The 12175-nt window shown below is 69.3% G+C and carries 13 protein-coding genes; 6 read left to right on the plus strand and 7 right to left on the minus strand.

Going from position 1 to position 12175, the window contains the following annotated elements; all coding sequences use genetic code 11:
• Positions 1 to 56 precede the first annotated feature (56 nt).
• On the plus strand, positions 57 to 1130 hold the full coding sequence (locus P3H15_RS08380; protein ID WP_276136782.1) for a D-2-hydroxyacid dehydrogenase: 1074 nt from the start codon (positions 57 to 59) through the stop codon (positions 1128 to 1130).
• Between the two features lie 50 nt (positions 1131 to 1180).
• Here the strand turns inward: P3H15_RS08380 and P3H15_RS08385 are convergent, their stop codons facing one another.
• Both P3H15_RS08385 and P3H15_RS08390 read right to left on the minus strand, forming a co-directional pair.
• Positions 1181 to 1531: an SHOCT domain-containing protein gene (locus P3H15_RS08385; RefSeq protein WP_276136783.1), complete on the minus strand. Its 351-nt coding sequence runs from the start codon at positions 1529 to 1531 to the stop codon at positions 1181 to 1183.
• A 28-nt stretch (positions 1532 to 1559) separates the two neighbouring features.
• A complete protein-coding gene (locus P3H15_RS08390) occupies positions 1560 to 1988 on the minus strand; it encodes a DUF6325 family protein (protein WP_072938371.1) in 429 nt (142 codons plus the stop codon).
• 183 nt (positions 1989 to 2171) lie between these two features.
• Between P3H15_RS08390 and P3H15_RS08395 the strand changes: the two genes are divergently transcribed.
• The 4 genes from P3H15_RS08395 (at position 2172) to P3H15_RS08410 (ending at position 7290) form a co-directional block, all read left to right on the plus strand.
• Entirely contained in the window at positions 2172 to 3416 is a 1245-nt protein-coding gene (locus tag P3H15_RS08395; protein WP_276136784.1) for a cation:proton antiporter, read from the plus strand.
• Entirely contained in the window at positions 3413 to 4981 is a 1569-nt protein-coding gene (locus P3H15_RS08400) for an MFS transporter (protein ID WP_276136785.1), read from the plus strand. The genes P3H15_RS08395 and P3H15_RS08400 overlap by 4 nt, the downstream gene beginning before the upstream one ends.
• A gap of 103 nt (positions 4982 to 5084) precedes the next feature.
• Positions 5085 to 6401 (plus strand): serine hydrolase, encoded by a 1317-nt coding sequence (locus P3H15_RS08405; protein ID WP_276136786.1) that lies wholly within the window; start codon positions 5085 to 5087, stop codon positions 6399 to 6401.
• Positions 6402 to 6477: 76 nt separating this feature from the next.
• Entirely contained in the window at positions 6478 to 7290 is an 813-nt protein-coding gene (locus tag P3H15_RS08410; RefSeq protein WP_276136787.1) for an NAD(P)H-binding protein, read from the plus strand.
• Here the strand turns inward: P3H15_RS08410 and P3H15_RS08415 are convergent.
• The 5 genes from P3H15_RS08415 to P3H15_RS08435 all read right to left on the minus strand — a co-directional run bounded on the left by P3H15_RS08415 (position 7274) and on the right by P3H15_RS08435 (position 10414).
• Positions 7274 to 7705: a nitroreductase family deazaflavin-dependent oxidoreductase gene (locus P3H15_RS08415; protein ID WP_276136788.1), complete on the minus strand. Its 432-nt coding sequence runs from the start codon at positions 7703 to 7705 to the stop codon at positions 7274 to 7276. The two genes, P3H15_RS08410 and P3H15_RS08415, sit on opposite strands and share 17 nt — an antisense overlap.
• A gap of 53 nt (positions 7706 to 7758) precedes the next feature.
• Positions 7759 to 8415, minus strand: coding sequence for a bifunctional 2-polyprenyl-6-hydroxyphenol methylase/3-demethylubiquinol 3-O-methyltransferase UbiG (locus P3H15_RS08420; RefSeq protein ID WP_276136789.1), 657 nt, complete (start codon positions 8413 to 8415; stop codon positions 7759 to 7761).
• A gap of 61 nt (positions 8416 to 8476) precedes the next feature.
• The gene (locus tag P3H15_RS08425) at positions 8477 to 8746 is read right to left on the minus strand and encodes a hypothetical protein (RefSeq protein WP_072938482.1); all 270 of its coding nucleotides are present in this window, start codon (positions 8744 to 8746) and stop codon (positions 8477 to 8479) included.
• Between the two features lie 104 nt (positions 8747 to 8850).
• Complete coding sequence (locus tag P3H15_RS08430; protein WP_276136790.1) at positions 8851 to 9252, minus strand: very short patch repair endonuclease; 402 nt, start codon at positions 9250 to 9252, stop codon at positions 8851 to 8853.
• Positions 9253 to 9268: 16 nt separating this feature from the next.
• A complete protein-coding gene (locus P3H15_RS08435; RefSeq protein WP_124394273.1) occupies positions 9269 to 10414 on the minus strand; it encodes a DNA cytosine methyltransferase in 1146 nt (381 codons plus the stop codon).
• Positions 10415 to 10589: 175 nt separating this feature from the next.
• On the opposite strand from P3H15_RS08435, the gene P3H15_RS08440 reads away from it, so the two are divergent.
• Positions 10590 to 12170 carry a sodium:proton antiporter gene (locus P3H15_RS08440; RefSeq protein ID WP_206014413.1) on the plus strand — a complete coding sequence of 527 codons (1581 nt, stop codon included), beginning with the start codon at positions 10590 to 10592 and terminating at the stop codon, positions 12168 to 12170.
• Positions 12171 to 12175: the final 5 nt, after the last annotated feature.

Raw genomic sequence — 12175 nt, forward strand, 5'->3', positions numbered from 1 at the left:
AGAGTTTTTATTCTGAACATATGGCCAGAGCTGGTCTCGTACCGAAGGAATCCGCAGTGAGTGCACACGACTCGAAGCCACACGACGGGCGACTCCGCGTAGTCGCCGCGACCCCCGTCAGCGAGGAACTCATCGATCTCGTCACCCGGGCGGAGCCGCGCATCGACTTCGTCCGCGAGCAGGATCTGCTGCCGCCCTCCCGATTCCCGGGCGATCACTCCGGCGACCCGTCGTTCACCCGGACCGCGGAGCAGCAGAAGGCCTTCGACGACCTGGTCGATTCGGCGCAGGCCCTGTACGGCGTGCCCGACGAGACTCCCCCGGCACTGACGAGAACGGCGCGGGTCAACCCCGGCCTCCGCTGGGTGCACACGATGCCGGCCGGCGGCGGGGCCCAGGTGAAGGCGGCCGGACTCACCGACGAGCAACTCGCCCGCATCGCGTTCAGTACCTCCGCCGGCGTGCACGCGGAACCGCTCGCCGAGTTCGCGGTCTTCGGGTTGCTGGCCGGTGCCAAGACCCTCCCGCGGCTACTCGCCCAGCAGCGCGACAAGGCGTGGAGCGGCCGGTGGGCCATGGGAACCGTGTCCGGGCAGCGCATCGTCATCGTCGGACTGGGCAGCATCGGCCGGGCGACGGCACTGAAGCTGAAGGCCCTCGGCGCGACCGTCGTGGGAACGAGCAGGCGCGACACCGCGGTCGAGGGGGTCGACGAGATCGTGCACCCCGACCGGCTGGCCGACGTGGTCGGCGACGCGGACGGCATCGTCGTGACGCTTCCCGGAACCAGCGCCACCGAAGGCCTCGTCAGCGCAAAGGTATTCGGCGCCGTCAAGCCCGGTGTGACGGTGGTGAGCGTCGGCCGGGGCAGCGTCGTCGACGAGGTCGCCATGACCGCGGCCATCGAGGACGGGCGGGTCGGCTTCGCCGCGCTCGACGTGTTCGCGTCCGAGCCGCTGGCATCGGACAGCCCGCTGTGGACGCATCCGAACGTGCTGGTCAGCCCACACACCGCGGCGTTGAATCCCGCGGAGGACCGCCTCATCGCGGAACTGTTCGCGCGCAACGCCACCCGGTTCCTCGACGGCGAGGAACTGATCAACCGCGTCGACACCGTCGAGTTCTACTGACGATCCGGAGCCGCGACGGCGCGTCCGGCGGGCGGGTCGTCGCGGCCCCGTCAGGACCCGAGTAGTTTCGCCTTCGCCGCCGCGAACTCCGCGTCCGTGAGCACGCCGGCCTCCTTCAGGCGGGCGAGTTCCTGGAGACGGGACACCAAGTCGTCGCCGCCCGCGGGTGCCGGTGGCGGCGGAGGTGCTTGCTGGGCGTACTGCTGTTGCGCTGCTTGCTGTTCCGCATACTGCTGTTGCGCCGCCTCGTCGATCCGGGCCTGCTGCTCCGCCTCCTTGTCGGCGGCGCGGCGGTTCATCGCGTTCGATGTCGCCCGCGCGGTGCCGGTGATGACCGCTGTCCGGGCCACCGTGCCGAGCAGTCCGGGACGTCCCATGCGGCGTGGACCCCTGAAAACCATGTCGTTGCTCCGTTTCCGTTCGTGACCGTCAGACCGCGGCGGCGATGGCCGCCTCGACCACCTCGCGCGGGATGTGCAGGTGGAGAGCCACCTCGCCGCCGGCGTGGCGGGACGCGGCCGCGAGCTTGCGCGCCCACGTCTGCTCGTACACGATCGCCACCGCCGACGTGCCCGGCTCCAGTGATTCGCGCACCACTTCGAGGTCCTCGTCGCTGATCAGCGCCTTGGCTTCGAGGGAGAGGGCGGCGAGTCCGATGCTGTCGAGGTCCTCGTCCACCTCCACCTGGCGCAGCGTGCCGTCGGTTCCCTTGGAGACGAACACGAGATCGAGGATGGTGACCACGCCCTGTGCGACCACCTCGCGGAACGTGTCGATCACCGCGGGATCGGCCCGCTCACCCGGAAAGGTGAGGAACAGGAACGCGACCGGACCGACATCTTCAGCTGAAATCGACATCTTCTCTCCCTGCGCTGAGGTGCCCTGGTGTCGATGATCGCCACCGGCCGGTGGGTGCGCATCATCCGCGACGGGTGATTCCGCGCGCCGCCGTTCATCCCTGACGGATGATGCCCCGGGGTCCGGGTTCTGTGAGGCTCGAGCCCAGTGCCGTTGCCGGGTGGTTCGAGAGACGGGTGATGCATGCCTTCCGTGGGAGCCTCGCTTTTCTGGATCGTGGCCTGCGCCGTGATCGCCCCGCTGCTCGCCGGGCTGTTCCCCCGCAAGCTGGTGCCCGAGGTCGTGCTGCTGCTCGTCGCCGGGATCATCGTCGGCCCGCACGTCTTCGACCTCGCGGTCGCAGGCAGCGAGATCGACCTGCTGCGCGAACTGGGGCTGGGACTGCTGTTCCTGCTGGCCGGCTACGAGATCGACACGGCCGAGATCACCGGTCGCGGCGGCAGGCGGGCGCTGTTGACGTGGCTGATCTCGCTGGCGCTGGCGTTCACGGTGGTATCGCTGCTGAGCCTGGCCCACGTGGTCGACGCGGGCACGGCAGTGGCCATCGCCATGACGTCGACCGCGCTCGGCACGCTCCTGCCGATCCTCCGGGACGCGGGCGGACTCGACACCCGGCTGGGCCGGACGATCCTCAATCACGGCGCGTTCGGCGAACTCGGACCCGTCGTCGCGATGGCGGTCCTGCTCGGGTCCCGGGGGTCGGTGGCGTCGATCGTGGTCCTCGGGCTGTTCACGGCCGCGGCGGTGCTGGTCGCGTTCATTCCCGCCCGCGTGCGGCGGGAGGGCTCCCGGATCACCGCGATCATCCGGTCGGGGTCGGAGACGACGTCGCAGACCACGGTCCGGCTGACGATGCTGCTCCTCGTCGCACTCACCGTGCTCGCGGCGGAGTTCGGCCTCGACACCATCCTCGGAGCATTCGCGGCGGGATTCATCCTGCGGCGCGCCACCCCCGAAGGCGACGAAACGCTCGAAACCAAACTCGACGGCCTCGCGTTCGGTTTCCTGATCCCGATCTTCTTCGTGACGTCGGGCATGGCCATCGACGTCGCCGCGGTGGCGTCCGAACCCGGCGTCCTGATCGCGTTCGTACTGCTGATCCTGCTGGTGCGGTCGGGACCGGTCTACGTCGCCGGGAGATTCGACCGGGGCGCCGACGGCACGGACCCACCCTTCACCGTCCGCGAACGCACCCAGCTGGCGCTGTACGCGGGAACCGGTCTGCCGCTGATCGTCGCCGTCACGGGAGTGGCCGTCGACTCGGGCGACATGACGTCCGCCAACGCCTCCGTGCTCGTCGCGGCGGGTGCGATCACCGTCCTCCTCTTCCCGCTCGCGGCATCGTTGCTCGCGTCGACGCCCGAACCGGTGGCCGACTCGACCGGCCCGGGCGCACGAGGAGACCAGAACCCCGGGAGCAGACCGTGACTCGAACCGAATCGACGCAGGCGCCGGCCCGGGCCACACTGACCCTCGCGACCCTCATCCTCGTCGCCGCCGTCGCCAACCTGAACCTGTCCGTCGCGAACGTCGCGCTCCCCGACATCGGCCGCGCATTCGACGCGAGTCAGACGCAGCTGAACCTCATCGCCGTGGCCTACTCCCTCGGGCTGGCCGCGTCGGTCCTCTACCTCGGGGCGCTCGGCGACCGATACGGGCGCAAGCAGATGCTGGTGCTCGGCATGGCGCTGTCGCTGCCGGCGTCGGCGATCGCGGGTTTCGCCGGGAACTTCGAAATACTCTTTCTCGCACGAGTTCTCGGCGGCGTCTCCGCCGGGCTCGCGTTCCCCACCACCCTCGCGATCATCACCGCGCTGTGGTCGGGACCGCCGCGCACCAAGGCGATCGCACTGTGGTCGGCTCTCGGGGGCGCGATCTCCTCGCTCGGACCGATCGTGTCGGGGGCGCTCCTCGAGCAGTTCCATTGGGGCTCGGTGTTCCTCGTGACCCTTCCGCTCGCCGGTCTCGCCCTCGTCAGCGCCATCCTGTGGGTGCCCGCCCACGTCAACGAAACGACCGATCCCGTCGACAATCTCGGCGGCATCATCTCCGTCGTCTTCATCGCCGCCCTCATCCTCGCGATCAATTTCGCGCCCGTGGACGGCTCCGGGGCACTCGCCGTCGGTCTCGGCCTGATCGCGCTCGCCGCGGGTGCCGCGTTCTTCCTGCAGCAACGGCGGGCGGCGCACCCACTGTTCGACCTGCACGTCGCCGCCCGCCCGACGTTCTGGGTGGCCGCTGTCGGCGGGGTGATCGTGTTCGGCGCCTTGATGGGAGCGATGTTCATCGGGCAGCAGTTCCTCCAGAACGTGCTCGAGTACTCCACGCTCGCCGCCGGATCCGCGATCATCCCGGCCGCCGTCGCGATGGTCGTCGTCGCACCCCGCTCCGCGAAACTCATCGAATCGCACGGCTCCCGGTTCACCCTGCTCCTGGGATACCTGTTCGTCGTCCTCGGACTGGTCGTCGCGCTGGTGTGGTGGGACGAGAACGCGACGTACTGGTGGGTGGCACTGGCCTACGCGTTCGTCGGCATCGGGGTCGGGTTCGCGGGAACCCCGGCGTCGCGGTCGCTGACCGGTTCGGTGCCGGTGTCGCGGGCGGGCATGGCGTCGGGCACGTCCGACCTGCAACGCGACCTCGGTGGCGCGATCATGCAGTCGATCCTCGGCGCGGTGCTCACCGCCGGTTACGCGAAGTCGCTGTCCGCCACGATCGCCTCGTCGCCGGATGCCGGCCAGATCAACGCGGAAACCCAAGCGGCGCTCACGAAGTCGTACTCCAGCGCCGAGGTGCTCGCGGAACGCTATCCGCAGTACGCCGAGCAGATCATCGCGGCCGCCCGCAGCGCCTTCCTGGACGGCGACGACCGCGCGTACCTCGCCGCGATCCTGGTGGTGTGCGCCGGGGCGCTGGTGGTGTTCTTCTTCTTCCCCCGCCGCGACGCGGAGAAGCGGCTGCTGGCCGAATACGCGACCGAGAGTGCGCAGTAGGGCGAACGTACCGTCGGTCGCCTCGGAAGCGCCGAAAGGTACATTCGCCCGGCGGTCGCGGGGTAAATTCCCGAGGGGGGCACCTCGACGACGGGACCGCACGATGACAGCTCAGGTCGTGACCAAGACGAATCGGCGACGGGGCCTCGCGGCGGTCGCGGCAGCATTGCTGCTGGTGGTGACGGCGGCGTGCTCCGATGACTCCTCCTCCACGGGCACGTCCGCGACCTCGACGACGACGCAGGCGGGATCGCCGGGTGCCGAGGCGGGCGCCGCCCAGATCGACCCCGGTGTCGCGGACCGACTCGACGAGGCGATCGAGAAGACGATGTCGATGGCGGCGATTCCCGGCGCGATCGTCGGCGTGTGGGGGCCGGACGGTGACTACGTGAAGGCGTTCGGCGTCGCCGACAAGTCGACGGGCGCGCCGATGGAAACCGACTTCTATCACCGGATCGGCAGTGTGACAAAGACGTTCACGGTCACGGCGCTGCTGCAGCTGGTCGACGAAGACAAGGTGGCCCTCGACGACCCGATCTCGAAATACGTGGAGGGCGTGCCTGCGGGTGACCAGATCACGCTGCGCCAGCTCGCCCGGATGCAAAGTGGGCTGCCCAACTACACGGCAAACAAGGACTTCCAGCAGGCGTTGCTCTCCGACCCGATGCGGGCATTCACGCCGCAAGAACTGCTGGGTTACGCGTTCACGCAGCCCGCGTCCTTCCCACCCGGTCAGGGTTTCGAGTATTCGAACACGAACACGGTCCTGCTGGGGCTCGTCGTCGAGAAGGTCAGCGGAATACCGCTCCCGGAGTACGTCTCGCAGAAGATTCTCCAGCCGCTGAAGATGGCGGACACCAGTTTCCCGACCACCAACGCGTTCCCCGAACCGCACGCGCAGGGCTACACCGAGCAGACCCTGGACGAGAAGGAAGCCGTCGCCACCGACTGGAATCCGTCCTGGGGGTGGGCGGCTGGCGCCATGATCTCCACCCTCGACGACCTGCGCATCTGGGCGCCCGCGCTGGCCACCGGAACACTGCTGCAGCCGGCCACGCAGGCGCAGCGGCTCGAGACGGTGACCGCGCCGGGTCTGGCATCCGATGTCGGCTACGGTCTGGGCATCTTCGACATCGCGGGCTGGATCGGGCACAACGGCAGCCTCCCCGGCTACCAGACGGTGTGCATGTACCTTCCCGAGAAGGAGACCACGGTCGCGATCATGCTCAACACCGACGTCGCCTACGAGGACAGCGAACCGAGCACGGCGCTGGCGGGAGCCGTCACCGAGATCATCTCGCCCGAACACGTCTACCGGCTCAGGCCCGGGGTGCAGAATCCGGACGCGTCGTCCCCCGCCACGCCCACACCGTCGGAGACCCCGGCGCCGTCCACGACCACCGCCCCGCCGACCAGCTGACCCCGACGTGAGTGGCAAAGCGTGCCCGGGCACACTTTGCCACTCACGTGCCCGGGCGCGGTAGTAGCGTGCAGACATGACGATTCTCGTGACGGGGGCAACCGGGAACATCGGCCGAATGCTCGTCGACCACCTGCTCGCACGGGGTGCGACGGACGTCCGGGCCCTCACGAATCATCCTGACAGGGCGCAACTTCCGGACACGGTCACCGTTGTCGAGGGATACCTCCGCAGACTCGACAGCCTGCCCGCGGCGTTCGACGGCGTCGATTCCCTCTACCTCGCACCGACTCCCGACACCGCCCCGGACGCGCTGCGCCTGGCGAAGCAGGCCGGAGTCCGGCACATCGTCGACCTCTCCGGCCCGCACGACGGCCATTGGGGCGACGTCGCACGCGCCGTCGAGGCGTCCGGCATCGAATGGACCCATCTGTGGCCCGGCGAGTTCATGGAGAACGCGGGAATCCTGGCACCACAGATCGCCGCCGGCGACACCGTCCGTGAGCCGTACCCGACCGCGGCGAACGCGCCGATCGCCATGGACGACATCGCGGAGGTCGCGGCCGTGGCACTCCTCGACGACGGGCACGTCGGCCAGTCGTACGAACTGACCGGTCCCGAGACGATCACCCGCGCCGACCTCGTCCGGGTACTGGGCGCCGCCCTCGGCCGGAACCTCGAGTACCGGCAGGTGCCGCTGGACGAGGCCGTGGACGTCTTGACACCGGCGATGGGGGAGTACGCCCGCTGGTACCTGGACGGGATGGCGAGCCTGGTCGACCACCCTCAGCAGGCGAACCGCCTCGTCGAGCAACTCACCGGACGCCCGGCGACGACGTTCGCGCAGTGGGCGTCGGCGCACGCCGCCGAGTTCAGCGGTTCGGGGTGAGCGCGATGACCGGAATCGGGCGGTCCGTCTTCTTCTGATAGTCGCGGTACCGGCCGTGGTTGATCTCGTTCATCTTCGCCCACATCCGGTCGTAATCCGGTTCGCCCGGAAGCACTTTCCGCGCCGCCACGGTGATGTGGTCGCGGCCCACCTGGATCTCGCAGGTCGGGGCGGCCAGCACGTTGTGCATCCACGCCGGCGCCGTCGGCGCACCGCCCTTCGACGCGACCACCAGATAACTCGCGCCGTCGCGGCCGTAGGTCAACGCCGAGGTGCGCGGCTGCCCGGACTTCCGGCCGACGCTGCGCAGCAGCAGGGTCGGCATCCCGAACAACAACCGATGCCCCACCCAGCCGCCGCTGTGTTCGTAGACGAACTGGTGCAGCTGAAGGGCTTTCACGAACAGGTCGGCCACGGCGTCCTCGTCTCGGCATCGGAAGAGATCGTGCCCAACAGGGTAGACCGTCGTCAGGCCCGGCGAACCGCGTGCAGAACGGTGTCGTGAATCGTGACGGGCCGACCGTCGGGGTCGAGCGCCTCACGGGACGGGACCGCCGACACGAGAATCTCCCATTCCGCGGGGTCCAGCACCGCCGCGACCTGTTCCGGGGTGAACAGCATGTCGGGAACATTGGGCCGCCCGACGGACGTCTCCAGATCGGACGGATGGTGTCCGACGACGAGCAGGCGCCCGCCGGGGCGGACCGCTCCTGCCAGGCGCCGGTGCAGGGACTCGCGGGCGGGTCCGGGCAGATGCATGAAATGCGCCGACACCAGGTCGAATCGGCGGGCAGGCGGCTCCCAGGACACAATGTCGGCCTGTTCCCACGTCGTCCGGTCCGCGATGTCGGAACCGGCCTCGGCGGCCCGTGCGGCGGCGCGTTCCAATGCCACCGTGGACACGTCCACTCCGGTGACGTTCCATCCGCGGGTAGCCAGCCAGATCGCGTCGGCACCCTCGCCGCTGCCGACGTCGAGGGCGCTGCCGGGGGTGACGTCCGCGATCTGCTCGACGAGGCGCGGGTTGGGGTTGCCGCTCCACACCGCGGTGGTCGAACGGTAGCGCTCGTCCCAGAACTCCTGGCTGAGGAAATCGGTCGTGTCCGGTGTGTGCTCGTGGGTCATGCCCCCACTGTGCCGCGCGGAGCCGTCCAACCGGGAATTCCGTTGCCGGAACGGCAAGCGATTACGGGCTGGAGAACGTGTAGATCCGGCAACCGCTCATGTTCGCGGCCGACACGACGCCGTCGGCGCGCGCGAAGTCGCCCTTGGCGGCGAGATTGTTGGCGAGGGCGGCCTGGTCCTCGCAGAAGCCCTGATCCGCAGGGTTGGCCGGGGGATTGCTGATGTACGTGTCGCCGGGGGCAGCCACCGCATAGGCCCCCGGACCGACGAGTGGGACGGCCGCTGCTGCAATCGCAATGGAGGCCGCCGCGACGATACGGCGGATCATCATGCGCCTCCGAATGTGGTTCGAACGGTTGCTGATGACACCATCCTGCACCGATCCGGCGTCGGCGACCAGACCCCCAAGGGGTGGGAAGTCCAACACCGTCACGGTCAGCGACGCAGCGCGGCCTGCACCCGGTCCGCGGCGGCCACCGGATTCTCGTGCTCCCAGATCCGCACCACCGTCCACCCGGCGTCGGTGAGCGTCGAGTCGGTGTCCCGGTCGCGGGTGACGTTTCCGGCGAGTTTCTCGGCCCACCACTGCGCGTTGTTCTTCGGGAACGTGGCGTGCTGCGGGCAGCTGTGCCAGAAACACCCGTCCACGTACACGGCCACCTTGCGTCGCGGAAACACCAGGTCGGCGCGCCGCCGGACACCCTTCATCGGCGCCCGGTCCACGTAGTACCGGGCCCCGCGCCGGTGCAGTTCGCGGCGCAACGCGAGTTCGGGTGCCGTGTCGCGCCGCCGTTGCGCCCGCATCCGGGCGCTGGTCGCGGGGTCGGTGGCCGGCATCAGCAGGTCCGTCCGGCTACGCGGCGGCCTCGGGGAAGCCGCCCATGCGGTCGAGGTGGCTCTCGACGTCGTCGATGAAACCGGGCACGAAACGCAGATTGCCCATCCGGGCCCGTTTCAGGAACCCGGCGGTCGCGCGCGCCGACAGCAGCCGGGTGTCCTCGAGGAATCCACTGAGATCCTCGTACGGCTCCTGCACCGGCCACGTAGACGTGTGCACACGGAAGGCCTGACGGTTGCTGCCCCACGCCGCGACCGGCCACGCGTCGCCGGGCTTCATCGGCGTCTCGATGCCCCGCTCGTATTCGGCCGGCTCGAGCAGCCGCCGCCCGACCCACGACGCCATCCGCACACTCACCGCGTTGCCGACGAGCTTCCACCGATGACTGTTCCGCAGACCGGGGACCAGCGCGGCGGGCGCCGTCCAGTCGGGGTCGAAGCCCTGCAGCCGTTCGGCGTCCACGAGGCCCGGGGTGACGATCTCGCCCGACGGCAGTCGCACGGCGGGCGGGCTCGCGATCCCGACGGACGAACCGCCCTTGAGGGTGGGCACCGCGTTGACCGCCCACCCGAGGCCGCGGGTGCCCTCGGTCCAGTAGAAACCGCACGGGAAGTCGGTCGGGTCGTCGACGGGGCGTTCCCCGGCGTCCTCACCGAACAGGACCGCGCGGGGATCCTCGGTCCGGGAGGCGAGCATCAGGACCCGCTGCCGGCGCTGGGGGAGTCCGAAGGCGCGCGCGTCGACCACCCGGTACGCCCACGTGTAGCCGAGGTCCTCGAGGGCGTCCGTGATGTGCCTCATAGCGGCCCCGCGACCCAGCTGCAGCATGAACGGCACGTTCTCGATGAGGAGCCAGCGCGGGCCCTTCTTCCGCTTCACCAACCGGAACACTTCGTCGACGAGACCGGAGCGTGCACCGGTGATGCCTGCGGTCCGGCCGGCCTGGGAGAGGTCCTGGCAGGGGAATCCGGCGGCCACGAGTTCGATGTCCTGGGGGAGGGAACGCAGCTTGGTGACGTCGGAATGCACTGGGACGTCCGTGAATCGGGTACGCAGAACCGCCTGGGCGCCCGGGTCGATCTCGCAGAGCAGTTCGGTGTTCCAGCCGTGCTCTCTCAGACCCAACTCGAGCCCGCCGATACCGGCGAACAGGCCCACCATGCTCCCGGTTGACGTCACGGCACCCTTCCTCACGAACCAGTCACCCGAGAACGTTACTCGAGATCTGTGGCCGCTTTGACCAACGACCCGTGAGTACTTATTAACCTCGGGCGGTTAACAAGTACTCACGGGTGGCGCAGCCACACATGATAACGAGCCGAGGAGGCGTCCCAGCGTGGATCAGTTGATCGTGGTGATCGGGCTCATGCTCGTCACAGTCCTGATCGTCGGACTCGGTGACCGATTCCACGCGCCCTGGCCGGTGCTGCTCACGATCGTCACCGCAGGCGCCGCGTTCGTACCCGGCATTCCGCACGTCGAACTCGAACCCGAACTGATCCTGCCGCTGTTCCTGCCGCCGCTGCTGTGGGCGCTGGCCCGCCGGACGTCGTGGGCGATGTTCGTCGACCGCTGGAAGACCATCGTCGTCCACTCCGTCGGCCTCGTCATCGTCACGACGGCCGCGGTCGCGTGGACGGCCTGGGCGCTGGTGCCCGGCATCACCCTGGCCGCCGCCATCGCGATCGGCGCGATGACAGCCCCACCCGACCCGGTGGCGGTCGAGGCCGTCGCCGAACCCGTCGGGATTCCGCGCCGACTCGTCGGAGTCCTGCAGACGGAGGGCCTGTTCAACGACGCCGCCGCGCTGGTCGCGTTCCAGGCGGCGCTCGCCGCGACGATCGCCGGCGAGGACCTGCACTTCGGGTTCGAGGTGCTGCACTTCCTGTACACCGCGGTGGCCGCGGTGCTGATCGGTCTGGCGTCCGGGTGGGTGGGTTCGTGGCTGGTGGTGCGGATCGTGGACGTCCCCGGTCGCAGCGGGCTGACCCTGGTCATCCCGTTCGTCGTGTACTTGCTGGCCGAGGAGATCCACGCGTCCGGCGTCATCGCCGTGGTGGTCGCCGCGGTGCAGATGAGCGCCGCCGACTCCGAGGTGGACGCCGAGGACCGCCTGGCCAGTGCCTCCTTCTGGCACGTTGCCGAACTGCTGGTCACCGGTATCGCGTTCGGTCTGATGGGACTCGAATTCCGCCAGATCGTCGACGACGCCGGCAGCGACCTGTGGACGATGGTGTGGCACGGCGTCGTCATCGGGGTGGTGCTGGTGGTGGTCCGCGCGCTGTGGATGGGGGTCACCTGGCTGTACATCCGCGGTTACGAGGACAACGCGTCGTCCGCGCCCCGCACGCCCGCCGAAGCCGTGGTCATGACGTGGTGCGGGATGCGCGGACTCGTCACCCTGGCGTTGGCGCTGAGTTTGCCGGTCGACGACTTCCCGTGGCGGTCCGAAGCCGTCGTCATCGCGGCCGTCGTGCTGGTGATGAGCATGGTCATTCCCGGATTCACGCTGCCGTGGCTGGTGAAGGCGCTCGGTGTCGCCGGGGTCGCGGACGCGGAGGACGCCGAGGAGCGGGCGCTGGTCGAGCGGGCCCGGCACGCGGCTCTCGAGGTCGTGACGTCCGCGCCCACCACGCTGCCGCCCGAATCGGTGGCCCGGCTCAAGGCCCTCTACGACCGCCTCGAGGAGGACTCCGCACCCGGCATCCACTCGCCCGAATACTCGCAGCGCATCGAACAACTCAAGACCCGCCGCGACGAACTGCGGGCGCTGCAGCGCGGGGCGCTGACCGCGGCGCAGGCCGAAGTGCTCCGGGCCCGCAACGAAAAGGGGCAGGACCCGCACGTCGTCGACCGCGTACTCGAGCGTCTGGACCGCCTGTCCTCGGCGAGCAACACGCAGACTTTCCACCACTGAGAGTC

The organism is Rhodococcus sp. T2V, from assembly GCF_029269925.1.
Taxonomy (GTDB): Bacteria; Actinomycetota; Actinomycetes; order Mycobacteriales; family Mycobacteriaceae; genus Rhodococcus_F; species Rhodococcus_F koreensis.

Excerpts from the sequence above, each read along its gene's own strand:
- P3H15_RS08435 (WP_124394273.1), bottom strand. The coding sequence starts at position 10,414 with ATGGTGGGCCTGTTCGCCGGTATCGGCGGGCTCGAGTTGGGTCTGAGA.
- P3H15_RS08410 (WP_276136787.1), top strand. The coding sequence starts at position 6,478 with ATGACGATTCTCGTGACGGGGGCAACCGGGAACATCGGCCGAATGCTC.
- P3H15_RS08430 (WP_276136790.1), bottom strand. The coding sequence starts at position 9,252 with ATGCCGGCCACCGACCCCGCGACCAGCGCCCGGATGCGGGCGCAACGG.
- P3H15_RS08425 (WP_072938482.1), bottom strand. The coding sequence starts at position 8,746 with ATGATGATCCGCCGTATCGTCGCGGCGGCCTCCATTGCGATTGCAGCA.
- P3H15_RS08395 (WP_276136784.1), top strand. The coding sequence starts at position 2,172 with ATGCCTTCCGTGGGAGCCTCGCTTTTCTGGATCGTGGCCTGCGCCGTG.
- P3H15_RS08420 (WP_276136789.1), bottom strand. The coding sequence starts at position 8,415 with ATGACCCACGAGCACACACCGGACACGACCGATTTCCTCAGCCAGGAG.
- P3H15_RS08405 (WP_276136786.1), top strand. The coding sequence starts at position 5,085 with ATGACAGCTCAGGTCGTGACCAAGACGAATCGGCGACGGGGCCTCGCG.
- P3H15_RS08385 (WP_276136783.1), bottom strand. The coding sequence starts at position 1,531 with ATGGTTTTCAGGGGTCCACGCCGCATGGGACGTCCCGGACTGCTCGGC.
- P3H15_RS08390 (WP_072938371.1), bottom strand. The coding sequence starts at position 1,988 with ATGTCGATTTCAGCTGAAGATGTCGGTCCGGTCGCGTTCCTGTTCCTC.